At 57.2% G+C, this 24,275-nt stretch carries 22 protein-coding genes; 16 read left to right on the top strand and 6 right to left on the bottom strand.

The window, feature by feature from the left end:
- Positions 1-113 precede the first annotated feature (113 nt).
- The 16 genes from FE795_RS02855 (at position 114) to FE795_RS02785 (ending at position 18,388) form a co-directional block, all read left to right on the top strand.
- Complete coding sequence (locus FE795_RS02855) at positions 114-836, top strand: hypothetical protein (RefSeq protein ID WP_219235641.1); 723 nt, start codon at positions 114-116, stop codon at positions 834-836.
- Positions 837-1,306: 470 nt separating this feature from the next.
- Positions 1,307-1,513 carry a helix-turn-helix transcriptional regulator gene (locus FE795_RS02850; RefSeq protein ID WP_071845397.1) on the top strand — a complete coding sequence of 69 codons (207 nt, stop codon included), beginning with the start codon at positions 1,307-1,309 and terminating at the stop codon, positions 1,511-1,513.
- A gap of 24 nt (positions 1,514-1,537) precedes the next feature.
- The gene (locus tag FE795_RS02845; protein ID WP_219235639.1) at positions 1,538-2,449 is read left to right on the top strand and encodes a hypothetical protein; all 912 of its coding nucleotides are present in this window, start codon (positions 1,538-1,540) and stop codon (positions 2,447-2,449) included.
- Entirely contained in the window at positions 2,446-2,844 is a 399-nt protein-coding gene (locus FE795_RS02840; protein ID WP_219235638.1) for a hypothetical protein, read from the top strand. Before FE795_RS02845 ends, FE795_RS02840 begins: the two co-directional genes overlap by 4 nt.
- A gap of 323 nt (positions 2,845-3,167) precedes the next feature.
- Positions 3,168-3,941 carry a plasmid recombination protein gene (locus tag FE795_RS02835; RefSeq protein WP_219235636.1) on the top strand — a complete coding sequence of 258 codons (774 nt, stop codon included), beginning with the start codon at positions 3,168-3,170 and terminating at the stop codon, positions 3,939-3,941.
- A 193-nt stretch (positions 3,942-4,134) separates the two neighbouring features.
- Entirely contained in the window at positions 4,135-5,061 is a 927-nt protein-coding gene (locus FE795_RS02830; protein WP_230406246.1) for a helix-turn-helix transcriptional regulator, read from the top strand.
- A gap of 7 nt (positions 5,062-5,068) precedes the next feature.
- Positions 5,069-6,625 carry a class I SAM-dependent DNA methyltransferase gene (locus tag FE795_RS02825; protein WP_219235634.1) on the top strand — a complete coding sequence of 519 codons (1,557 nt, stop codon included), beginning with the start codon at positions 5,069-5,071 and terminating at the stop codon, positions 6,623-6,625.
- The gene (locus FE795_RS02820) at positions 6,615-7,928 is read left to right on the top strand and encodes a restriction endonuclease subunit S (RefSeq protein ID WP_219235632.1); all 1,314 of its coding nucleotides are present in this window, start codon (positions 6,615-6,617) and stop codon (positions 7,926-7,928) included. The genes FE795_RS02825 and FE795_RS02820 overlap by 11 nt, the downstream gene beginning before the upstream one ends.
- A 4-nt stretch (positions 7,929-7,932) precedes the next feature.
- Entirely contained in the window at positions 7,933-8,979 is a 1,047-nt protein-coding gene (locus FE795_RS02815) for a hypothetical protein (protein WP_219235630.1), read from the top strand.
- A 34-nt stretch (positions 8,980-9,013) separates the two neighbouring features.
- Positions 9,014-12,217 (top strand): type I restriction endonuclease subunit R, encoded by a 3,204-nt coding sequence (locus tag FE795_RS02810; protein WP_219236092.1) that lies wholly within the window; start codon positions 9,014-9,016, stop codon positions 12,215-12,217.
- Between the two features lie 45 nt (positions 12,218-12,262).
- A complete protein-coding gene (gene qatA / locus FE795_RS02805; protein ID WP_219235626.1) occupies positions 12,263-14,197 on the top strand; it encodes a Qat anti-phage system ATPase QatA in 1,935 nt (644 codons plus the stop codon).
- 66 nt (positions 14,198-14,263) lie between these two features.
- The gene (locus FE795_RS17205; RefSeq protein WP_230406245.1) at positions 14,264-14,620 is read left to right on the top strand and encodes a hypothetical protein; all 357 of its coding nucleotides are present in this window, start codon (positions 14,264-14,266) and stop codon (positions 14,618-14,620) included.
- Positions 14,530-15,081, top strand: coding sequence for a Qat anti-phage system associated protein QatB (qatB, locus tag FE795_RS17200; RefSeq protein WP_226034183.1), 552 nt, complete (start codon positions 14,530-14,532; stop codon positions 15,079-15,081). Before FE795_RS17205 ends, qatB begins: the two co-directional genes overlap by 91 nt.
- Positions 15,078-16,445, top strand: a complete 1,368-nt coding sequence (gene qatC / locus FE795_RS02795) for a Qat anti-phage system QueC-like protein QatC (RefSeq protein WP_219235609.1) — start codon at positions 15,078-15,080, stop codon at positions 16,443-16,445. Before qatB ends, qatC begins: the two co-directional genes overlap by 4 nt.
- Before the next feature lie 16 nt (positions 16,446-16,461).
- Positions 16,462-17,211 (top strand): Qat anti-phage system TatD family nuclease QatD, encoded by a 750-nt coding sequence (gene qatD, locus FE795_RS02790; RefSeq protein ID WP_219235607.1) that lies wholly within the window; start codon positions 16,462-16,464, stop codon positions 17,209-17,211.
- 67 nt (positions 17,212-17,278) lie between these two features.
- On the top strand, positions 17,279-18,388 hold the full coding sequence (locus FE795_RS02785) for a hypothetical protein (RefSeq protein WP_219235605.1): 1,110 nt from the start codon (positions 17,279-17,281) through the stop codon (positions 18,386-18,388).
- A 27-nt stretch (positions 18,389-18,415) separates the two neighbouring features.
- Here the strand turns inward: FE795_RS02785 and FE795_RS02780 are convergent, their stop codons facing one another.
- The 6 genes from FE795_RS02780 to FE795_RS02755 all read right to left on the bottom strand — a co-directional run bounded on the left by FE795_RS02780 (position 18,416) and on the right by FE795_RS02755 (position 24,234).
- Positions 18,416-19,600, bottom strand: coding sequence for a tyrosine-type recombinase/integrase (locus tag FE795_RS02780; RefSeq protein WP_219235604.1), 1,185 nt, complete (start codon positions 19,598-19,600; stop codon positions 18,416-18,418).
- A 218-nt stretch (positions 19,601-19,818) separates the two neighbouring features.
- A complete protein-coding gene (ychF, locus tag FE795_RS02775) occupies positions 19,819-20,910 on the bottom strand; it encodes a redox-regulated ATPase YchF (RefSeq protein WP_003803805.1) in 1,092 nt (363 codons plus the stop codon).
- 131 nt (positions 20,911-21,041) lie between these two features.
- The gene (locus tag FE795_RS02770) at positions 21,042-21,863 is read right to left on the bottom strand and encodes a CPBP family glutamic-type intramembrane protease (protein ID WP_003803808.1); all 822 of its coding nucleotides are present in this window, start codon (positions 21,861-21,863) and stop codon (positions 21,042-21,044) included.
- A 3-nt stretch (positions 21,864-21,866) separates the two neighbouring features.
- Positions 21,867-22,463, bottom strand: a complete 597-nt coding sequence (gene pth, locus FE795_RS02765) for an aminoacyl-tRNA hydrolase (RefSeq protein ID WP_003803810.1) — start codon at positions 22,461-22,463, stop codon at positions 21,867-21,869.
- Between the two features lie 126 nt (positions 22,464-22,589).
- On the bottom strand, positions 22,590-23,186 hold the full coding sequence (locus FE795_RS02760; RefSeq protein ID WP_003803811.1) for a 50S ribosomal protein L25/general stress protein Ctc: 597 nt from the start codon (positions 23,184-23,186) through the stop codon (positions 22,590-22,592).
- 97 nt (positions 23,187-23,283) lie between these two features.
- Positions 23,284-24,234, bottom strand: a complete 951-nt coding sequence (locus tag FE795_RS02755; RefSeq protein ID WP_003803813.1) for a ribose-phosphate pyrophosphokinase — start codon at positions 24,232-24,234, stop codon at positions 23,284-23,286.
- Positions 24,235-24,275 lie beyond the last annotated feature (41 nt).

Genomic DNA, 24,275 nt, shown 5'->3' with positions numbered 1-24,275 from the left:
CTCTCCATCTAACTATAAATTACTATAACCACGTAAACGCAGCATGCCAAGTCTTGGCTGGGTGATGGTCGCTTTGTTATAGTGATTTACTGTTAGAACAATGTAGGTGCCGTATGCCGACACTTCAGGCCGAACAACTGCGTGCCATAGCAGCCGCACTCATGCACCTGCGTGGCGATACGCTGAGCTCTGTGGGGATGGCCACCGGTATCCGTCCGGCGAACCTGTCCGTTTGGCTGAGAGGCAAAGAGCAGGTCATTTCTGCCAAGCGCGTGGCGACGTTGATGTATCACCTAGGGCTGGAGGGGAGCAGCCTACGCGCAGACATCCTCCACCAATGGCGGGACGCTGGTGCCTTAGATGACCTGGGACTGGTGCTGAACGCCCTCGTCGGCTCTGAGGCTGTTGTGCTTTACCAGGATGGTCAGCCAGGCCTTAACAAGACCCGGTTCCTGCAAATTGGCGGTGTACTTGTCCGCGTCGAGCTAACCGCTGGCGTTGCGGCAGCACAGGACTTGACCGACTTCATTCAGCCGCACCGTGTGATCGCGCTGGCTGAGCCCCTTGCTGCGGTCCCGGTGGAGCCGGTCAGTGCCACGCGTGAAGCATTGCTTACGCTGGCTGAGCAAGCTGCAAATGACGTGGGCGACGACGAGCTGTTGGACAGTCTGCTGTTTCAGCTTGGAAATAGCAGTTGGCCGACCGCTTCAACCAACACCAGTTCTCCCGTCGGCTGGCAAAAACTGGAGCAAGCACTACGCGCAGCACTGCATGATGGGTTTGATCCCAGCGCGATTGCTCAATGGATCTCCGCAGCACGGGATAGCCAGAAATAGGCATTAATTGTTGCGCAAACGCAACAATCGATGATTTACTTCGCTCGCGCCGTCATCTTTCCCCTCGCGATCCACGAATCGCGCAAGTAGCTGTTGATAAAGGACATTTTCTGGTTCAAAAGATGGCGATTCAGGTTTCTAGCTTCTGATTCAAAACAACTGATTCCATATCCGTCATTCGGCGGTGAATGGTCGTTGGTCGGTGATTTCCGAAAAAGCTGCTTTCGTATCCGTGCCCGAGCGGAAGTCAATCGACCAATGCGAAGTTGAACTGTCCGTTTAATTGAGGCCGCAGTGCTTGCGTTTCTCCGTATGGTCAAAAACATGCCGCTGCACGTTTTTGACAATCGCATCAGTTATCTGAATTTGTCATGTAAATCTCGGAATATGGCCAAAATCTGAGCCTCTGGACACGCCGACAACGCAGAACGAAGAATTGCCTGTCATCAATCGAAACGATGGGCAATCAAATGAAAAACCGCATCCTCCGGTACAGCGACCTGGAAACCCAGTTGGGCATGAACCGCGTCACCATTTGGCGCAGGACGAGAACAGACCCAACCTTCCCGCGCCCGATCCGCCTGGGCAACTCTCGCAACGCGGCCATCGGATTTCTTGCTGAAGAAATCGAGGCCTGGATTGCACAGCAAGCTGCGACCGCACGGGTGGAGCGCTGACCATGATGGCCGGTGGAGATGCCCGTGAACACCTCTCAATTGCTGATCGTTCGGCGTCGGCACACGGGGAATTTCACTCAAATCCCGAATGCTTTGATTCGCAATGATGAACTTAGCTCGAAATCTCTCGGGGTGATTGTTCATCTGCTGTCACTCCCACCAGGGTTTCGCATCAGCATCGAATTTCTTTGCAAAGCGCGCAATGAAGGGGAAACGGCAATGCGCAGTGCGATCCAACAGCTTGAGCGCCTGAATTACATGCGAATCGTCCGTGAGCGCGCTGCATCCGGGCGATTCATCCATTCGAAATGGATTGTCAGTGATGAGCCGATTGTGGACTGGGCTCCACACCTTGAAAACCCACGCGTGGAAGAGCCAGTTCTGGATCACCCAGTTCAGGGCGACCAAGGGGCTACAAACACTGTATTTTTAGAAAAATTGGATTTATCAAAGACAACCACTACCGGGCCAGAAGACACGCCACCTGAGACTGACGAGTCGCCGACCTTGATCATGGACGAGGCGGATGAAGAGTGCTGGTTGTGGTTGTGCCAAAAGCTATCACTCGAACCCCAAAAGACGCGGGATCAATGCACGGGTCTCTCCACCTCCGTAGCCCTGGATGTCTTGGCAGAAGTCCTCGAATGCAAGCGCCAAAACAGTATCCGGAAGACTGTCCCCCAATTCCTTGCCTCCCTGCTGCGCAGGGCTCGCGAGGGCAAGTTCACCTTGTCGGCTGGGTCAGAGCTGCGACGGGACCTTCGGCAAATCATCAGGCGGCAACGCGCCGTGGAAGCCGCAGCTGAGCCCACTCAAGCAATCGTGACGGATCGGCCAGTGGTGGACCGGGCTCAAGCCAGAGAAAGGCTCCAGCAGATGCGTGATGAACTCGCAAAGAAGTCACACACATCGGTAATGCCACGAGGCACAGCATGAACAACAAAAACTTGGCAAACCGATTCGCCTGGCGAGATGTCGTGGCGGATGATAAATGGGCTGGCTGGGGATGGATGCAAACCTGCACCGTGGCGACGGGCAGGGTCAATATTGAGTGCGTACAGCAACCAGCTCTTGGTAACGACCGATGCATGCGGCTTTGCCTCATTGCGCTCGATCAGACCACGTTGATCGAATATACGGACAGCGGCTTCGTGCTCCGCGAGTATGTGGCCCGGCTTTCATTCGATGCGGTCATCTACAGGCTGCGGCAAGTCCCATCAACTCCAGTCCATTTGGCCGCACCGGAATTGCTGAATGGCCTGGCGGATGACGGTCTGCTCGTGCAAGTTTTTGGTAATCAGCGGAGGCGCCGTGGGAAACTCGCACACTGATTACACAATGTGCGCCACATTGCCCCACATGGTTGCCGCACTGTTAACACAAGGGTTGGCATCAAATCAGCCAGTTGTTCACACAGTCTCGCCCATTGGTTCGCACAGTTTCAACATACTGTTTGCACATTGGGCGGCGGGGTCCAGGGGATTTCTCCCTGGCCGACATTTATCGTTGCGACAGCGGCGATAAATATAGTCGGTCACTATGTTTGCGAACACGGTGCGCCATGATCACAGGCGGCATCCAGTTTGTTCACATCGCTGTCTATTCGCTGCACTCACCGAAGAAAACCTCGCGGGGAGCAGATCGGAAATGGGCTGTGCGCGACGTGATTGCTGAGGCCAGCCGCGAGCCGCAAGCCTGCTTGCATGTGCCGAGACCGAGGCGACCCAACCTGCTGCATTGTCCCAGCCTGGCTGATCTGGAAGCGGAAGTTGGCGCCATACATGCGCGCAGCACTGACGCAGCTGGTCGCCGTTTGCGAAAGGATGCGTCCGTCCTGCTGGCCGGAGTGGCGTCGTATCCACGTGGCGGCATGGAATACAGCTACTGGAAGCAAAGCGCCGTGGAGTGGCTGCAAACGGAATTCGGTGGTCGCCTTCGGTCTGTTGTCGAGCACATCGATGAGGCGCACCCGCATCTCCACTTCTATGTCGTCAATCCTGACGGTGGCAACGTCAAGGAATTGCATCCCGGCTTCCGTGCGGCAAAGGGCGCTCAAACACCCAAGGAACAGCGCCATGCCTACAACACGGCAATGCGCGCATTTCAGGACCGATTCTGGGAGGACGTTGCCGGTCCGTCTGGACTCGCTCGTTTGGGGCCGGGTCGCCAGCGCATGAGTCGTGCGCAATGGACGCGAGTGAAGTTTGGGCTGCCGGCGCAGGCCGCGCTGCTCCAGCGTGCGCGAGAGATCACGCGTGGGACGGGCGAACGAGACCGCCAACTGCGTTCATTTGCCGAGAAAACCATGCTGGAGGCGCAGGCCCTGATCAAGCAGCTGGAAGCGCGTGAGGCCCGGATTTTGGAGCTGGAGGCGAGGCATGGCTTGGGCATTCAGGGTGTTCATCCTGAGGAGCCGGAACAGAGCTAACGACTCCAACAGGATGCAGCAGATAAGGTGCACCGGTTAGCGGGCTAGCTTGTCCTGAACTTGACGACCCAGCGTATAGGTGTAGCAGTGTTGTAGGCGTCCACTTGACGGTGCATAATGTGATCAAACTGATTACATTAGGCGCCAATAATGGTCCAATATAAAACCAATCTCAGTCTTTTGGTCGTCCGCCTTGGATGAGGAGCAGTTGGTGACTCCACCCCAGCGCGTCGAAAGCTTGAGCCACGCCCAGCGCGAGCGGCTGGCCTACATCGACTTCCGGCTCTACTTCTTTGGTGAGATCGGTCGCCCAGACCTGATTGAACGCTTCGGCGTGGCTCCGGCAGGGGCGACACGTGACTTGGCGCTGTACCGGGAAATCGCGCCGCAGAACATCACTTTTGACGGCAGCAACAAGATCTACCGGATCGGGCAGGCGTTTTCGCCGCTGTTCGACCACGCATCGCAGCGCGTGCTGTCGGCGCTGGCGCTCGGCTTCGGCGATGGCTTGAACGGTGCAACGCAGCCGCTGCTGCCGTGCGAGTCACCCACCGCTCTGAGCAACCCCAGGATGGACGTGCTTGCCCCGGTTTGCCGGGCGATCCACGCCAAGCGGCCCGTCGCCATCCGCTACCACTCGATGAGCAGCGGTGAGTCCGAGCGCGTCATCGTTCCCTTCGCGCTGGTGGATACCGGCCTGCGCTGGCACGTCCGGACCTTTGATCGCAAGAGCGGAGAGTTTCGGGATTTCGTCGTCACCCGCATCGAAGCGCCAACGCTGCTCGACGAAGAACCACAGGCCAACGAGCGTCCGGACAACGACATCCAGTGGACGCGCATCGTCGAGTTGGACTTCGTGCCGCATCCGCGCCTTGAGCGCCCCGAGATCATCAAGATGGATTACGGGATGACTGACGGTTCGATACGGATGCGTGTGCGCGCTGCGGTCGCGGGGTACATGCTGCTGCGCTGGAGCGTGGACTGCTCGCCCGACCACCGGCTCAAGGAAGAACAGTACCGCCTATGGCTCAGCGATCCGCTGACCCTGTACGGCGTTGAGAACGCAAAGCTCGCACCGGGCTATCAAGCCCCGGTAGCAAAGACATTACGTAAAGGGTAAGAACAAGATGGCACAGAACGACACCGCCAAAAATGGCAACGGAGGCAATCTCGGCTTCGAGGCTGATCTTTTCAAGGCCGCCGACAAGCTGCGCGGCAATATGGAGCCAAGCGATTACAAGCACGTCGCGCTCGGGCTCATCTTCCTGAAGTACATCTCCGATGCCTTCGAGGCCAAGCACAAAGCGCTGCTGGCTGAAGACGCGCAGGCCGCCGAGGACAAAGACGAGTACCTCGCGGACAACGTGTTCTGGGTTCCGAAAGAGGCGCGCTGGTCGCACCTGCAGGCCAACGCCAAGCTGCCCACCATCGGCACCTTGATCGATGACGCGATGCGCGCCATCGAAAAGGACAACGAGTCGCTCAAGGGCGTGCTGCCCAAGGACTACGCTCGGCCCGCGCTCAACAAGGTGATGCTAGGTGAGCTGATCGACCTGATTTCCGGCATTGCGCTCAACGAGGAAGGCGACCGCTCGAAGGACATTCTCGGGCGCGTGTACGAATATTTCCTGGGCCAGTTCGCTGGAGCGGAAGGCAAGCGCGGCGGCGAGTTCTACACCCCACGCTCCGTGGTGCGCGTACTGGTTGAAATGCTGGAGCCGTACTCAGGCCGCGTGTACGACCCGTGTTGCGGCTCGGGCGGGATGTTCGTGCAGTCGGAAAAATTCGTGACAGAGCATGGCGGCCGCATCGGCGACATCGCCATTTATGGCCAGGAGTCGAACTACACCACGTGGCGGCTGGCCAAGATGAACTTGGCTGTGCGCGGCATCGACTCCGACATCCGCTGGAACAACGAGGGCAGCTTCCACAAGGACGAACTGCGCGACCTCAAAGCAGACTACATCCTCGCCAACCCGCCGTTCAACATCTCCGACTGGGGCGGCGACCGCCTGCGTGAAGATGTGCGCTGGAAGTTTGGCACGCCACCTGTCGGCAACGCCAACTACGCGTGGCTCCAGCACATCTATCACCACCTTGCACCTAACGGCACAGCAGGGGTGGTACTGGCCAATGGATCGATGAGCTCCAACCAATCCGGCGAAGGCGACATCCGCCAAGCGATGCTCGAGGCCGACGCGGTGGATTGCATGGTCGCGCTGCCGGGACAGCTCTTCTACTCCACGCAGATCCCCGCCTGCCTATGGTTCCTGGCTCGCAACAAAAACCCCGGAAAGGGTCTGCATGACCGGCGCGGGCAAGTACTGTTCATCGACGCCCGCAAGATGGGCGAGCTGGTGGATCGCACCCGGCGCGAGCTTACCGACAAAGAGGTCCAGAAGATTGCCGATACGTACCACGCTTGGCGCGGTGAGCAAGGCGTCGGGGAGTACGCCGACGTCGCGGGCTTCTGCAAGTCCGCAACCATAGAGGATGTTCGCAAGCACAGCTACGCCCTTACCCCAGGACGTTACGTCGGTGCTGTGGAGCAGGAAGAAGACGGCGAACCTTTTGAAGAAAAGATGTTGCGACTCTCTCAGCAGTGGCGGGCGCAACGGGCGGAGGCTATTAGGTTGGATGCCACCATTGAAGCCAACCTGAAGGAGCTTGGGTATGGCGAATGAGTTGACTGTTCTTAAGCTGGAAGAATGTCTTGATGCTCTTATTGACTATCGCGGGAAAACGCCGCGCAAAACTGATTTCGGCATTCCGTTAATTACCGCGAAAGTGGTTAAAGCGGGGCGCATCGAGACGCCCAATGAGTTTATTGCCGAAGGGGACTACGAAACGTGGATGACGCGTGGCTATCCCCAAATCGGTGATGTCGTGTTGACTACCGAAGCTCCACTTGGCGAAGTCGCACAGATTAAATTTCTTCCGGTTGCGTTAGCCCAGCGCATCGTCACGCTGCGGGGAAAACCAGGTTTGCTTGATAACGGCTACTTGCTTTACCTAATGCAATCGCAAGAAATGCAGGCGAAACTGTTGGGGCGAAGCTCAGGGACAACGGTTACAGGCATCAAGCAAAGCGAACTTCGCAAAATAGAGGTTGCGCTACCACGCTTATCCGAACAGCGCTCCATCGCCCACATCCTTGGCACGCTTGACGGCAAGATCGAACTTAACCGCAAGCAGAACGAAACGCTGGAGGCGATGGCCCGCACCTTGTTCAAGGCGTGGTTTGTGGACTTCGAACCTGTGCGCGCCAAGATGGAAGGTCGCTGGCAGCGTGGCCAGTCGCTACCGGGCCTACCCGCGCATCTTTACGACGTCTTTCCCGACCAACTCGTCCAATCAGAATTGGGCGATATTCCAGAGGGGTGGGTGGTCGGCAGTTTCGCCGATGCTGTTGATATTATCGGAGGCGGTACACCGAAGACTTCAGTCAGCGAATACTGGGGTGGCGAAATTCCTTGGTTCTCTGTCGTAGACACGCCTGCAGCAAGCGATGCCTTCGTTGTTAAAACTGAAAAATCGATTACTCAGGCCGGATTGAATGGAAGTTCGACACGACTAATATCCAAAGGCACAACTATTATCTCTGCTCGCGGGACTGTTGGCAATTTGGCCATTGCCGGATGCGACATGACATTTAATCAATCCTGCTATGCGCTCCAGGGCAGGAACGGTTCGGGTAATTACTTCGTATTCCTCTCTGCACAGCGCATGGTTGAACAGCTTAAATCAATGGCGCATGGCTCTGTTTTCTCGACCATTACGCGGCAAACGTTTGAGGCCGTATGTGCTGTGCATCCGCCAGTAAGCGTGCTTCACCAATTTGAGGAAAGCGTCGCTAGCTTGCTCGACCCAATTCTCCGTAATGTCAACGAATCACACTCACTCGCCCTACTGCGCGACACACTACTGCCTAAGTTGATCTCTGGCGAACTGCGCATTACAGATGTCGAGTACCGCCTCGAGGCTTGATCAGATGAAGCTTCAGCTCGACCCTACAAATTATGAGGCTTGTCCGCCATATAACGAATGGCTAGATGAACAGTACTCAGAACAGTCGGGCGGAACGCTCGACATTCTCGGCTATCAGCCAAGGCCAAGTTTTGTTCTTTTTAGCATGAGCCCGGATACTTATGAGGCTACATTTTCAGACTTCACGCAGCAGCGCGAACAAGCAATAAGGGAGGCTGTATGCAATCAATTTCCATCACCGATTGCTTATTATTTCTACCGATTCGAAAATGGGTATGAAAGTGATCTGCAGCGCCTTCATCTTCTCCGCGACACATGGGAATCGGTCATCGACATCCTGCACGCACTCGCCGTGGCGGAATGCCGTCATCGAAATATCCTGGTCGCAGATCCGCTGAAGTTTAAGGACTTGTTCACCGACAGTGTTGCAAAAAGACTGGAGAACATAGAGCACATAACTACCCAGCTGAGCGCCGTAGGAATTTTACCAGCCGTCGCGAAAATATCACCGGCGGGGACACTCGCGGCGATGAAGGAGCTCAACCAGTCTCGCAATGCCTTCTCTCATAGCGCAGCGCAGTCCGAAGCACAGGCACGGAGTTGGATCAGCGAATGCTACGTAGACGTCGTCGAAGTTCTTGCAGAGCTGGATGGCCTGGAAGACATACAAATCGTTCGGTATTTGAGTCAAGTTGATGGAACAACTCTGAGATGTGAAATATTCAGAGGGCACAGCTCTACCAGGACGATTCAGAATATCAAGATTAGTCATCAGCAAATGCTCGATTCGGCGAGGTATTTCCAACAAAGGCAGATGCTAGTGATTGCTGATGGGTTGATTTTCGGGCTTCGCCCAATGATTCATTTTCGCGAGGACGGTGTGGGCCACACGACTCGTCTTTGCATCTTTAGAAAGACACGAGGCGAAGTGCCCGATCGGCGGCTTGAATACGAAATTATTGGAGAAGCCACACGTCACGAAGAAAGCAGAAATAGCTTCGCAACAGAAATAAACGAGCTGCGAGGACTGTTTGGATTGGGGACGGAATAGAAATGTACGAATCCAAGATCGCAGGAGAACAATGATGGCATTCCTATCAGAGGCCGCCGTCGAGCAAGCGTTGCTGGATCAGCTGCGAGCTCTCGATTACATCGTCGAACGTGAGGAGGACATCGGCCCCGATGGGCACCGACCGGCGCGCGAAAGTCACGACGAGGTCGTGCTCAAGAAACGATTCGAAGACGCCGTTGTGCGCCTGAACCCTGGTTTGCCATTGGACGCGCGTCAGGATGCTGTAGCGCGCGTGATGCAGTCCGAACTCCCATCGCTGCTCGAAGAGAACCGCCGTCTTCACAAACTGATGACGGAAGGTGTGGACGTCGAGTACTACACGAACGACGGCACACTGACAGCAGGCAAGGTCGCGCTCATCGACTTCGAGCACCCGGAGCAGAACGACTGGTTGGTGGTAAGCCAATTCGTTGTGATCAACGGCCAGAGCAAACGGCGGCCCGATGTGGTGGTGTTCGTGAACGGCTTGCCGCTGGGCGTGATCGAGTTGAAAGCACCGGGCAGCGCCGGGGCGCACCTGCTGGGCGCGTTCAACCAGCTGCAGACCTACAAGAAGCAGATCCCAGCGCTGTTTAACACCAATGCGCTGCTGGTCACATCGGACGGCATTGCAGCCCGAGTGGGTTCACTCTCGGCAGACCTTGAGCGCTTCATGCCGTGGCGCACTACCGACGGTACGGACGTTGCCCCGAAAGGTGCGCCGGAACTCTCGACGCTGATCGAGGGCGTGTTTGAGCATCGCCGCCTGCTTGATCTGCTCGTCCACTTTACTGTCTTCAGCGAAACCGGTTCCGGGCTGGCCAAGATCATTGCGGGCTACCACCAATTCCATGCGGTGCGACACGCGGTGGCATCGACTGTTCGTGCTTCGATGGCAGTGGAGGGGGTGGCAGAAGACCCTGCTGGCTACGGTTTGCCAAGTGTGAGGACTCAACGTCAAGGCGATAAACGCGCGGGCGTGATTTGGCACACCCAGGGCTCCGGTAAAAGCCTGTTGATGGCGTTCTACGCCGGGCAGCTGGTGAAACACCCGGCAATGGCCAACCCGACGTTGGTGGTGCTGACTGACCGCAACGACCTCGACGATCAGCTGTTCTCTACCTTCTCGATGTGCCGCGACCTGATCCGGCAGACGCCGGTGCAGGCGGAGAGCCGAGAAGACCTGCAGAAGGTTTTGAGCCGGGCATCGGGCGGCGTGATTTTCACGACCTTGCAGAAGTTCGGCGAGGTTGCGGAGCCGCTCACTACCCGTCGTAACGTTGTTGTTATCGCGGATGAAGCGCACCGCAGTCAATACGGCTTTAAGGCCAAGGTGGACGCGAAGACCGGCGAAATCTCCTATGGCTTTGCCAAGTACATGCGCGACGCTCTGCCGAACGCATCTTTCATCGGCTTTACCGGTACGCCCATCGAGGCGGACGACGTCAATACCCCGGCGGTGTTCGGTAACTACATCGATGTCTACGACATCAGCCGTGCTGTCGAGGATGGCGCGACCGTTCCGATTTATTACGAGTCGCGGTTGGCGCGCATCGAACTCAACGAGGACGAGAAGCCAAAGATCGACGCCGAGGTTGACGATCTGACCGAGGATGATTCCGAGGTCGACCAGGAGCGCTTCAAGAAGAAGTGGTCAACGGTGGAAGCCCTGGTTGGCAGCGACAAGCGCCTTGCCTTGGTGGCCAAGGATATGGTTGCCCACTTCGAGGACCGCGTGGCAGCCCTTGATGGCAAGGCGATGGTGGTGTGTATGAGCCGTCGCATTTGCGTGAAGCTCTACGACGAGATCATCAAGCTGCGACCCGACTGGCACAGCGCCGATGACAACGCCGGTGCAGTCAAGATCGTGATGACGGGGGCGGCGAGCGACCCGCAGGAGTGGCAGCAGCACATTGGTAACAAGGCCCGGCGTGATCTGCTGGCCAAGCGTGCGCGCGATCCCAAAGACCCGCTCAAGCTCGTGATCGTTCGCGACATGTGGCTCACGGGCTTTGACGCACCGTGCATGCACACGATGTACGTGGATAAGCCGATGAAGGGGCACGGCCTGATGCAGGCGATTGCACGTGTGAACCGCGTGTTCCGCGACAAGCCCGCAGGGCTGATTGTGGACTACATCGGCATTGCGCAAAGCCTGAAGTCCGCTCTGCAGCAATACTCCAAGAACGACCAAGAAAACACCGGCGTCGACGAAGCGCAAGCCATCTCAGTGATGATGGAGAAGTACGAGGTCGTGCGGGACTTGTACCACGGCTACGACTATGCGTCGGCGATGGGTGGTACGCCCCAAGAGCGCTTGGTAATGATGGCTGGCGCTATCGAGTGGATTCTCGATCTGCAGCAGAAGCTGGCTGAGAAGGAAAAAACGGTGGAGGGTAAGAAGAGCGCTCACCGCCGATACCAGGATGCCGTGCTCGCATTGTCCAAGGCTTACGCTCTGGCCTCTGCCTCTGACGAGGCGCGAGAAATTCGAGAGGAGGTTGGCTTCTTCCAAGCGATTCGCGCTGCATTGGTCAAGAGCAGCACAGGGTCTGGCATGGCCCAGCAGGAGCGCGAGTTGGCTATCCAGCAAATCGTCAGCCGTGCTGTGGTCTCGACCGAAATCGTAGACATCCTGGCGGCTGCGGGAGTCAAGAGCCCGGACATCTCCATACTCTCCGACGAGTTCCTTGCCGAAGTGCAACAGATGGAGAAGCGAAATCTTGCTCTGGAAGCACTGCGCAAGTTGCTTAACGATGGGATTCGCTCGCGCAGCAAGGCCAACGTGGTGCAGACCAAGGCCTTCTCGGAACGCCTGGAAGACGCCGTGGCGCGCTACCACGCCAATGCGATCACGACCGCAGAGGTGCTGCAGGAGCTGATCCAGTTGGCCAAGGACATCCGTGCGGCGCGCCAGCGTGGCGAAGAGTCCGGCTTGTCAGACGAGGAGATTGCCTTCTACGACGCCCTGGCTGAGAACGAGAGCGCCGTGCAGATGATGGGCGACGACAAGCTCAAGCTGATCGCCCACGAGTTGCTGATGAGCCTGCGCGAGAACGTATCGGTTGACTGGGCGCACAGAGACTCTGCCCGTGCCCGGATGCGTGTGCTGGTGAAGCGCATTCTGCGGAAGTACGGCTATCCGCCCGACCTTCAGGACATGGCGGTGCAAACGGTGTTGCAGCAGGCTGAGGCGCTGTCGTCGGGGTGGTCGGTGTCGCATCGCGGAACAACCTGATTACACCTGGCGGTAGGGGATTGAGAAGACTTCAGGGAGAGACAGATGATCCTGACCGATAACGAGACCAAGGTCGATCTACTCAACAACGAGGCAATTGCCTCCACGATCATTGGGCTACTTCGCGCGAAGCCAGACCACCCTGTGACTATCGGTGTGCACGGCGACTGGGGGGCAGGAAAGTCCAGCGTGCTCGAAATGATCGAAGCTGGTTTTTCTGATCAGGGCGATGTCCTGTGCCTGAAGTTCAATGGATGGCGCTTTCAAGGCTTCGAGGACGCGAAGATCGCCTTGATCGAAGGGATCGTCACGGGCTTGGTCGAGAAACGTCCGGCATTGAAGACGGCGGCAGTGGCCGTCAAGGATGTCTTTCGTCGCATCGACTGGTTGAAGGTGGCCAAGCGAGCCGGCGGACTGGCCCTGACCGCATTCACCGGTATCCCGACACCCGAACAAATCGGGGCGATTGTCGGGTCGCTCGAAGCATTAGTGGCAGATCCTGCAAAGCTTGTTACGAAAGAAAACCTCTCGACCGCCATCAACGAAGCGAAAGACCTGCTCAAACCAGGCGAGTCCAAGAATGTGCCGGAGGAAGTGGAGGCCTTCCGCAAAGCGTTCGACCAACTCCTGAAAGATGCTGGCATCAAGCAGCTTGTTGTCCTGATTGACGATCTCGACCGCTGCCTGCCCGATACGGCCATTGAAACGCTCGAAGCGATCCGGTTGTTTGTCTTCACTGCCCAGACGGCGTTCGTCGTTGCAGCAGACGAGGCGATGATCGAATACGCGGTGCGTAAGCACTTTCCTGACCTACCCGACAGCACTGGACCGCGCGATTACGCCCGCAATTACCTCGAAAAGCTCATCCAGGTTCCGTTCCGCATCCCGGCGCTGGGTGAGACCGAGACTCGGATCTACGTGACGTTGTTGCTGGCCGGCGCTGAGGTCGGGGAGGACGACGCGGACTATGGAAAGCTAATCACCGTAGCAAGAGAGAAGCTGAAACGTCCTTGGACCAACGGCGGTCTTGATGCCGCAGCGGTCAAGACGGCCCTCGGCAAGCAAGCCGACAAGGCGAACAACGCACTTGCACTCAGCGACCAGATCGGTCCCATTTTGGCGAGCGGTACAAAGGGCAACCCGCGCCAGATCAAGCGCTTTCTCAACACGTTGCTGCTGCGCGAGCGCACTGCGACCGCGCGCGGTTTCGGTGACGACATCAAGCTACCCGTGCTGGCGAAGCTCATGCTTGCGGAACGCTTCCTCCCAAGGTTGTTCGAGCAGGTCGCATTCGTCGCGGCAGTCCATCCGCAAGGGCTATGTGAAGACCTCGAAACGCTGGAAAAGAGCCTTGCACTGGCTGACGGCAAAGCTAGCGAGCCGAAGGGGCAGAAGGCCACTGAGCCCACCGCTGTGTCTGACAACGCTGTGTTGACCGAGTGGAAGTCGTCGGAGCCGGTGCGCGACTGGGCGCTCCTCCTGCCGAAGCTATCAGGACTCGATCTGCGCCCTTACCTGTTCGTGACAAAGGACAAGAAGGACTACTTCGGCCCGGTATCGGTGTTGGGTCACCTGGCTGCTGTGGTCGAGAAACTGTTCGGCGGCAAGATGACCGTCCAAAGCTACGAAGCCGAGTTAAAGCAACTCGTGCAACCCGAAGCCGAGAAGGTGTTCGAGGCCGTGCGCAGCAAGATTATGGGCTCCGGCGCTTTTGAGACCAGGCCTGCAGGTGTAGATGGCCTCACCGTCCTCGTGAAGGCACAGCCCGGCCTCCAGAGCCGGTTAATGGACTTCCTGGAGGCGCTACCAAGTGGTAAGTGCGGGCCTTGGGCCGTCAGTGGCTGGCAAAGCGTCATCAAAGACACCGAATGCGCTGCTCGCCTTACAAAGCTACTGGGAGACTGGAGCAAAGTCACCGGAAATCTTGGCCTCAAGGCCAGCGCCGAAGCAGCGCTCAAAGATCTGAAGGGAGGACGTTGATGGGAACCTCAACAGCTTATGGCGGCCCAGGCGGCGGGACACCACTTATTCCGTCATGGTTAGGTGATGCGGACAGCGGTAGCCCGCCTGCAACTCCACCGGGGGATGGTGCAGGACCAGACGGCCAGCCGCCCGCTGATGGTGCTACGCAGCCGGCGCCGCCAAGCCGCCCGCCTATTCCCAGGACAGCTGACCCTCAACGCTTCTCTGGCGCCCGCAATAGCTTCACGCGATTCGCTGGCTCTGGTGGCAGCGATCGAGCCAGCCTTGGCCGTGCCGTCTCAAAGTACGTCTCAACATCCGCTGGTGGTTCGCGCCAAGCTGCCCAACGCATGGGTGCCTCGCGCGGCGCCGGAGCGCGGCTCCTCGGCTTCCTCGCCGACGCGCAAACGCGAGGTGTACGCGAAGCACTGCGAGCCCTGAACCTGGAATCGTTGGCGGGGCGCCCAATCACTGAAATTTTCGTGGGGCTGGCCGATTACATCTGCCCAGGTGCGGGTACGGTTGATGAAGGCATTGCCCGCGAGGCGTATATCGAAACCATCGTTGAACTGGCGAGCGAAGGGCTCACCGATCTAACCACGTTCACTCCCGATCAAATGCAGACGGTTTTCGAGCTATATGCCACTCATGCGATCGAGGCACGCATCTGCAATGACATCGGTACCAAGGCTGTGACCATGCCAACAGATGTACAAGCTGCACATCGCGTCGAACAGCAGTTACGCGACTTCATCCGGGGAGGAGTGAGCGACGCGCTGACACGAGCGCGGGCGGAAACCCCCAATCTCACCCCTGAACGAATTCAAGGCTTCGTTGACGCTGTGTATGAATCCGCCTTTGCAATCTTGCATACCCTTGGCGATGCGGAGGCCAACCAATGAAGCGACAACTCCTGGCGGGCCGCTTTGGCCCGGACGACCGCTTCGATGTGACGCCGGGCACCGATGAACAAACGACCTACCTGCAACTCGTCGCCGGAGAGAAATCTTTGGATCATGGTATCGGTAGCGCGCTGACAAGCCTGAAAAAGATCGGCGTATTTCCTTCAGAAATCGGCATCGACTTACTGGTGCTGGCCGCCCACGTGCATGCCGCCGACACGCGCATCTCTCGCACTGAGCAGTCCCAAGATTCATGGACACGCGAGATACGTCTGGTCGTTCCGGTCAGCGATCCGGCTCGCTGGGATGCTGCAGCACTGACGCTCAGGAGATCTTTAGACTTCCTGACTGGAGATCGCTGGACGATCAGTTTCAGAGCACGCCCAGCTCGATTCGCGGCGATCGCTCAAGCCCAACCTCCGAGCCTGATTGCTCCTCCTTTCGATTCTGTCAGCTTGTTCTCGGGTGGGCTGGACAGCTTGATTGGCGCCATCGACCTGCTGGAGGACGGCTCCACTCCCCTGCTGGTCAGCCACTTCGGGGAAGGGGCGACGAGCGATGCTCAAGGCAAGCTGTTTGCAGGTTTGAAGAAGCACTACATCAAGTCATCTTTCGAGCGGTTGCGGGTCGGCATGACCTTCGTGGATGGTCTTGTAGAAGGCGTCGGCTCAGAGAACAGCACACGAGGCAGGTCGTTCCTGTTCTTCGCTCTCGGGGTATTCGCAGGCACTGGGCTCGGACGGCGTTTCGTCCTGCGCGTCCCCGAGAATGGGCTGATCGCTCTGAATGTGCCTTTGGACCCTCTGAGATTGGGATCAAACAGCACACGCACCACGCATCCGTATTACATGGCGAGGTGGAACGATCTGCTTGTCGCGCTCGGCATAGACGGAGAAATTCGGAATCCATACTGGGATAGGACGAAAGGCGAGATGGCAGCAGCCTGCCGCAACCCGGATCTCTTGAAGAAACTGGCAACAGATTCGCTATCGTGCTCGTCCCCCGCCAAGGCCCGATGGCTAGGACATGGCATCGAACAATGTGGCTATTGCCTACCATGTCTGATCCGTCGCGCAGCGTTGACGGCAGCATGGGGTACTGGGAACGACCCTACAACATACACGGTTCCCGATCTTCACGCGCAGCCGTTAGACACACGCCAGGCGATGGGAGTACAGGTCAGGTCTTTCCAGTACGCGATTGAGCGCTTGAAGGACAAGCCACAGATCGCGAACCTTTTGATCCACAAACCCGGCTCGCTTGCAGATGAAGCCGCGCACTTGGACCAGCTTGCCGACGTCTATCGGCGCGGCTTGGGCGAAGTCGCACGGCTTATTGACGGTGCCGAGGCGAGACCAAGTTGATGGGTGAGGGGCGCGCATGATCGCTACTGCAGGCCTTGTGGACTTCCATTGCCATCTTGATCTCTACCCGGACCATGCGGCGGCGGTCCAGGATGCTGAGGCGTCCGGCGTATTCACGCTGGCCGTAACGACGACACCCCGTGCGTGGCCCCGCAATCACGAACTAGCGCAGCGCACAAAGCATGTTCGAGCAGCACTGGGCTTGCACCCCCAACTGGTCGCTGAGCGTGAAAACGAGATCGAGCTGTGGGATCGGTACCTTGCGGAGACACGCTATGTTGGCGAAGTCGGATTGGACGCCGGTCCCCGATTCTTCAAATCGCTCGATGCGCAAAAGCGTGTGTTCCAGCATGTGTTGCAGCGTTGTGCGCAGGCCGGCGACAAGATCATTACGGTCCACAGCATCAGATCGGCCAAGATGGTTCTCGATCTTGTGGAAGCACATCTACCGTCAGAGCGAGGGAGGATCGTCCTCCACTGGTTCACCGGAACGAAAAGCGAAGCGAAACGCGCGCTGGATTTAGGCTGCTATTTTTCCATCAATGCAGCAATGCTCGGAAATGAGAGACATGCGTCAATGGTGGAATGCATTCCATTAGAGCGCATGCTGACGGAAACGGATGGCCCTTTTACCCGCACGGGCGAGAGACCTTCTCAGCCAGTTGATGTCGCGCTCGTCGTCAAGCTTCTCAGCCAGTTGCGCCGCATGTCCCCAGAGGAAACTGCTAAGGCTATTCGGGATAACTTGCGAACAATTCTTTTGTAACAATTTCAGCGGCATATCGTCCCGAAGCGGATTGGCTGACGGGAAAATCGTAGGAGCTTTTAACATCATGCCGGAGACGCAGCGCCTATTCGTTACAGAAGGCAGCGTACACCTCTATTCGAGCCAGCCTATTGCCCTTTCCCCGGCAGACTTGTACGACGGAAGAAACAATCAGCATTTCAGAAACGCCATCACTGACTGCAATCTCTATGTCATTGCAACCCGAGAGCGAATACTAATTCAGCCAGAACGAGTGTCGTTTGTCGACAATATTCTCCATGGCGAATTTATAGTCATGCGAGAAAACGGCTGGGTGCAAATTCCCTTCTGCTGGGACTTGGTGAAGGCATTAAAGCGTAGCGGAGACTCCGTGAGAGGCGTTGGGGTCTTGCCGTCTGGTACACACCTCATTGTCGAGACACAGCGAGGCTCGATGCAGGTGCCGGCGCATGCTGTGGTCGCCAATGCCGATTCGCTCCTGAGCTACGAAGACTCCGATCTTGAAGTAGTCTATGTCGGGCAAGGTATTGGAAGATCGCAGCGGCGAACTGCGCTGGATCGACTGCTCAATCACTCAACATTGCAGAGAATCCTCGCCGAGGCGATGACATATCGGCCTACCTCAGAAGTGTTGCTGTTGCTCTACCGGTTTGAACATCGCCGAGTTTTCATGAGCACAGGAGGAGATCTTCAAGCCGATCCGCAATCAAGTGTGGAGGAGGAAAGAGCGCATCTGGAGAACATGCGGGCTTTAACACTTTCCAGGCATGCACAAGTTGCTTTAGCTGAAGCAGCCCTGATCCGGCATTTCCAGCCGCACTACAACGAGCAGTTGAAGGAAACCAACTTCGCCGCCAGGAAACGTATTAAGGTTTTGGAGCAATTGCTACAGAAAGACATTTCGGGCGTGATGGTAGAAATAGCCTCGGCTAATATCCGCTCTCGCCTCCGCACTGCAAACGCCCCGCCACGTGATCTTACTGATTTGTTTGGACCGGAGGCGCTAAGTGGCGAAAGGCTGGAAACGGAAGAAATGCGTCAGCAATGGGCGGAGGATGTGAAGCTAATGGCTCACACCCAATATGCCAGCTTCCCTTTAACTACGCCAGAAGAGCGGGATACTTTCCTGCATGGGACCATCTGGAATGGCGAAACCGAACGGCGAAAATTCATCTGAGCCCTGGGCTGCTGCGGGCATCCGAAGTTAATTTCTTTCCTGTGCGGCTACCTTCCAACTTTCCAGGTTTTCTGCCCAGTCTTGCATCATCACCCGCCGCTCGTCGAGGTAGGTGGCATGGTTGTATGTGCGCCGAACACTGTTCGGCTCCGCATGTGCAAGCTGGGCTTCGATGGCATCGGACCGATAGCCCATTTCATTGAGCCGTGTGCTGCCCGTGGTGCGAGTGCCATGTGGGCTGTACTTGGTTGCCCAACCGAGCTTCTTGAGCGCCTGCCGCAGAGCTGCGTCGGCCATTGGGCGCTGGCGGTCGTCGCGGTTCGGGAAAACGAACTTCGTGTGCCCTGTGATCGGATGCATGGCCTTGAGAAGTTCAACCGCCTGAGTCGGTAGCGGAACGACGTGCTCTCGCCGAGCCTTCATCCGACGTGCAGGAATGGTCCAGAGCGCCTTGTCCAGGTCGAACTCAGCCCATTCTGCTTGGACGGATTCATTCGGGCGGCTGAGCGTCAGCCACATGAGCTGAAAGGCCTTAATGGTTTGGAAGTTGCCGCCATGTCCATCAAAGTCGCTCAGCAGCTGGCCGACTTCCTCCGAGCTGAGGGCGCGCCTGTGTTGCGTCTTGTTGGGCGGCAGCGCTTTGCGAACCGGCCAAATGGGGTCAGTGTCTGCCCGTAGGGTCGCGACTGCATGCTCGAACACGCCAGACATGGTGCGCTTGGCTTCAGCCGCTACCGTGGGGGCGCCCCGCTTGACCGTCTTGTTGAGAATGTCGAGGACATGGGCCGGAGTGATCTGACGTACCGGCAGCTTGCCAATCGACGGGAAGACCACGCGCTCAAGCATGTCGAGCCGGCGCTTCTTGGTCACTTCCTCCCAGTCCTTCAGAGCCAGCCACTCCTTGGCGACGGACTCGAACGTGTTCGCTGAGTCTTGCTCGCGCTTGATGCGTTCGATCTGGCGATTCTGGACGGGATTGATGCCCTCCTTGACCAGCTTCCGCGCCGCGTCGCACTTCTCTCTGGCCTCGCCGAGCGTCACGCTGGGGTAGTCGCCAAGTGCAAACCATGAGGCCTTGTCATTGAGCTTGAAGCGATAGCGCCAGGCCTTGATGCCGTTGGGTTTGATCTCTAGGTACAGCCCCTTGTAGTCATTGAGGCGGTAGATGCCTTCTCTAGGCTTAGCGGCTCGGCACTGGGCGTCTGTCAGCATCGTGAAGCTCTCCTGTTCGTCCTCAGGGCTTCATCGTATACACCTTCATCGACCTGTTGCAAGATCCATATACACGCCCGTATTCACTTGCGCAGAGCTATCAAGTGTGGTTGCATGCAACGGGCTGAAATGAAAAAGCCCCGTATCCACGGGACTTTGAATCGCTTTCAGTGATGCGCGTGCAAGCAGATGCAATCGCCTGAAATGGCTTGCTCGAATCAGACGTTGAACAGGAAATTCAGCACATCACCGTCTTTCACGACATATTCCTTGCCTTCCGCACGCATTTTGCCAGCTTCTTTGGCACCTTGTTCGCCCTTGCAAGCCACAAAGTCGTCAAAGGCGATGGTCTGGGCACGGATGAAGCCGCGCTCGAAATCGGTGTGAATCACGCCAGCGGCTTGAGGGGCGGTGTCGCCCACGCGGATGGTCCAGGCACGCACTTCTTTGACACCTGCGGTGAAGTAGGTTTGCAGGCCCAGCAAGCTGTAGGCGGCGCGAATCACACGGTTCAGACCAGGTTCTTCCATGCCCAGATCGGACAGGAATTCGATCTTGTCGGCGTCGTCCAGCTCAGCGATTTCGGCTTCCACGGCAGCGCATACGGCAACCACAGGAGCGCCATCAGCGGCAGCGTAGTTCTGCACGGCTTCCAGGTGTGGGTTGTTGGTAAAGCCGTCTTCTTTCACGTTGGCCACGTACATGGTGGGCTTGGCGGTGATGAAGCCGTAGGATTTGATCTGGTGCAGTTCGTCTTCGTCCAGCTTCAGCGAACGCACGGATTTTCCTTCGCCCAGCGCTTTTTCGATACGCTCCAGCAAGGCAACCAGCTTGGCAGCGTCTTTATCGCCCGAACGAGCCAGTTTCTGATTGCGGTGAAGGGCTTTCTCGACCACGCCCAGATCAGCCAGCGCCAATTCAGTATTGATGATTTCAATGTCTGCCAAGGGGTCCACCTTGCCGGCAACGTGAATCACGTTCTCATCGGCAAAACAGCGCACCACATGCACGGTTGCGTCGGTTTCACGGATATTGGCCAGGAACTGGTTACCCAGACCTTCACCCTTGGAGGCGCCCGCCACCAGACCGGCAATGTCTACGAATTCCACCACGGCAGGCAAAATGCGCTCGGGATTCACGATCTTAGCCAGATCTTGCAAACGCTGGTCAGGAACTTCGACCACACCGACGTTCGGTTCGATAGTGCAGAAGGGGTAGTTTTCAGCCGCAATGCCGGCTTTGGTCAGAGCGTTGAACAGAGTGGATTTACCAACGTTGGGCAAGCCAACGATGCCGCATTGCAGTGCCATGAGTATCCTGAAAATCAAAGAGTTATATAAACGATGCGCTATTGTAGCGCCCTTGGGCGCTACAGCGCCTGCAGACGGATCAGAACAGTCGTGCCGGGGACACAGGAGAGCGCCTTGAACGGCAGGTATTCTTAAACCGGAATACCGTCAAACAGCTTGAGCAGTCCGATAATCAGCAAGACCGGGCCACCGTTAAAGATGGCATGCAGCACAATCGAGGCGCCCATGCCTCGACGCACACGCAGCCAGGCCAACACCAGACCGGTCATACATTGGGGCAGGACCAGCAAGGGCAGCAAATACCAGCTCATGCTGTTGAGCTGGAAGTTATACAAATGCAATGCGCCAAAGGCCAGCGTTGCACCATAAAACACCCAGGGAAAGCAACGCCAATAGCGTCGCATGGATGAAAAACGCCATGCCCTCCCCTGCACTGCTCCCACCAACCTGCGCCACCATCCGCTATCTGCGGGCAAGGCTTCACGGGGCATGCCGGTATAACGACTGATCCAGACGGCCAGACACAAAACCAGCAGTGCTTGTATCAACCACCCACTTGGTCCCTGAAACATCAGAAACACGGCCAAGGGGACCACTGTCAGCCATTGGGACGGACGTCTGAGCACAAAGCGGAAAACCAGCTCTTCCACAATGGGCGCCCAGATGATGGCTTGCGCCCAAGGAATGCGGGTCGGGTCCAGACGATGCTGTGCACCACCTAGACCCGCCACCGAGACCGCGATTGGGCCCAGTACCAATGCATTAATCAGCCACAGCATGCCCGCCCATTGCAGCAGACGCTTCCAGGGCAAGGGAGCAAACCAGTCCAGATACCAGCCATCACCCGGTACCCTGCCAGGCAAACGTCGGGCGCTGCGGGGATGGCGCAAAAAGTAAAAGAAGTCTTTGAGCTCATCCCTAAAACGCAACGGGCTACTAGGCACTGACTTCATGCATCAGGCCTTCTGCGGAGCATAAAGCTGGCGGGTGGCCTGCTCAAAGTCGCCACGCAGCAAGGCAGGCATCATAAGCCGGCACCGGTTCATGCCATCTTCAATCTCGCGCAACTCTTCTTGACGGGGCGCATGCAGTACGAAATTCACCACTTGCTGGGCCAGGCCCAGGGTGCGAGGGTGACCAATCCCCAGGCGCAAGCGCCAGAAATCCGGCGTGCCAAAGGCGGACTGAATATCGCGCAGGCCATTATGCCCCGCGTGCCCGCCTCCTTTTTTCATCTTCACCTGTCCGGGCAGCAAATCGAGCTCGTCATGCAGGACCAGCACCTGCTCGGGCTTGAGCTTGTAAAAACGCATCAAGGCCCCGGCGGCTTGCCCAGACTTGTTCATGAAGGTGATGGGTTTGGCGATGATGACGTTCTCACCTTCAAAGCGCGCTTTGGCGACCCAGGAAAAAAATGACTTTTCCAGATTGAAGCTCGCATGCAGATCATCGGCCAACTGGTCTGCCAACCAAAAGCCCGCATTATGACGGGTGGCTTCATACTCGGGGCCGGGATTACCCAGGCCAACAATCAAACGGATAGGCTCAGACATGAATGTTTTCGCAGGAGGCATACACCAGCAATGGCGCAGGCAGAAATAACAAACCCCCGCCAGCATACGCTGACAGGGGTTGATTCGCCAAGCTGCAAGCCGGCCAAAGCCGACAGGCAATCTTGATTACTCGGCGCCTTCTTCGGTTTCTTCCGAAGCAGCAGCACCACCCACTGGCAAGGCAGCAGCCAGCAGAGGGTTGGTGTCGTTGCCAGCGTAAGTCACGCCCAGTGGCAGCTTGATGCTGTCCAGGTGCAGGTTGGCGTTAGCCGTCATACCGCTCAGATCCACCGTGATGGACGCAGGCAGGTTACCGGGCAAGCAGGTGATTTCCAGCTCGGTCAGGATGTGGCTGATGACCTGGCCGCTCAGCTTGACAGCTGGGGACACTTCACCACCTTCAAAGTTCAGAGGAACTTTGGTGGTGATGGCTTGCGAAGCCAGAACGCGTTGGAAGTCAACGTGCAGAACCTGCTGCTTGTAGGGGTGCCACTGAACCGAGCGCAACAGCACTTTTTCAGCTTTACCGTCCAGTTCCATCGTCAGGATGGATGCGTGGAACGCTTCTTTGCGCAGGTTGTGGTAGATCTCGTTATGGTCCAGCGAGATTACGACGGGCTGTTCTTCGCCACCGTAAACAATTGCAGGAACTCGACCAGCGTGACGCAGGCGGCGGCTCGCACTCGTACCCTGTACATCACGCGACGTAGCGGTGAATTTCATTTAAAACTCCAATGGCAGAACGCTTGAGGCGTACTGCTGAAAAGTGGTAGCGGACTACCTAGTTGACGTGTGCCGCGACCAGCACACGTTAAAAAACTTAATCGCTGAACAAGGAGCTGACCGACTCGGCGTTCGAGATACGCAAGATGGTCTCGCCCAGCAGTGCTGCACAGGACAGCTGACGAATCTTGCTGCACTCGCGGGCCTTGGCGGACAACGGAATGGTGTCCGTCACAACCAGCTCGTTCAATTGGGACTGCGTAATGCGTTCGATGGCTTCGCCCGAGAGCACAGGGTGCGTACAGTAAGCGTAAACCGCCTTGGCACCGCGCTCTTTCAGGGCTTCGGCCGCTTTGCACAGCGTACCGGCCGTATCCACCATGTCATCCATCAGGATGCAGGTGCGTCCGTTGACATCACCAATGATGTTCATGACTTCGGATACGTTGGCACGCGGGCGACGTTTGTCGATAATGGCCAGATCCACTTCCAGTTGCTTGGCCAGTGCACGTGCGCGCACCACGCCGCCGATGTCAGGCGAGACAACCACCATGTCCTGGTAGTTACAGCGCCAGATATCGCCCAGCAAAATGGGGGAAGCGTAGATATTGTCGACCGGGATGTCGAAGAAACCCTGGATTTGGTCTGCGTGCAGATCCATCATCATGACGCGATCAACACCGACCACTTGCAACATATTGGCCACGACTTTGGCCGAGATCGACACACGCGCCGAACGGGGGCGTCGATCCTGGCGGGCGTAACCAAAGTAAGGGATGGCAGCGGTGATGCGACCGGCCGACGCGCGGCGCAAGGCATCGACCATCACCATGATTTCCATCAGATTGTCGTTGGTGGGAGCGCAGGTGGGCTGCAGAACAAAAACATCGCGACCGCGCACGTTCTCGTTGATTTCAACCATGGCTTCCCCGTCAGAGAAGCGACCCACCGTCATTTTCCCCAGCGACATATCAAGGTGGTTGACGACATCGACAGCAAGGCGAGGATTAGCCGTGCCGGTGAAGATCATGAATCGGTCTTGTGCCATGATGGGAGATAGATTTTGATGCAGGAAAAGCAAAGCTGTTG

Origin of the sequence: Alcaligenes ammonioxydans, assembly GCF_019343455.1 — a bacterium.
Lineage (GTDB): Bacteria > Pseudomonadota > Gammaproteobacteria > Burkholderiales > Burkholderiaceae_B > Alcaligenes > Alcaligenes ammonioxydans.
Note: the sequence above shows the minus strand (reverse complement) of the source record. Positions and strands in the feature narration are given on the sequence as shown.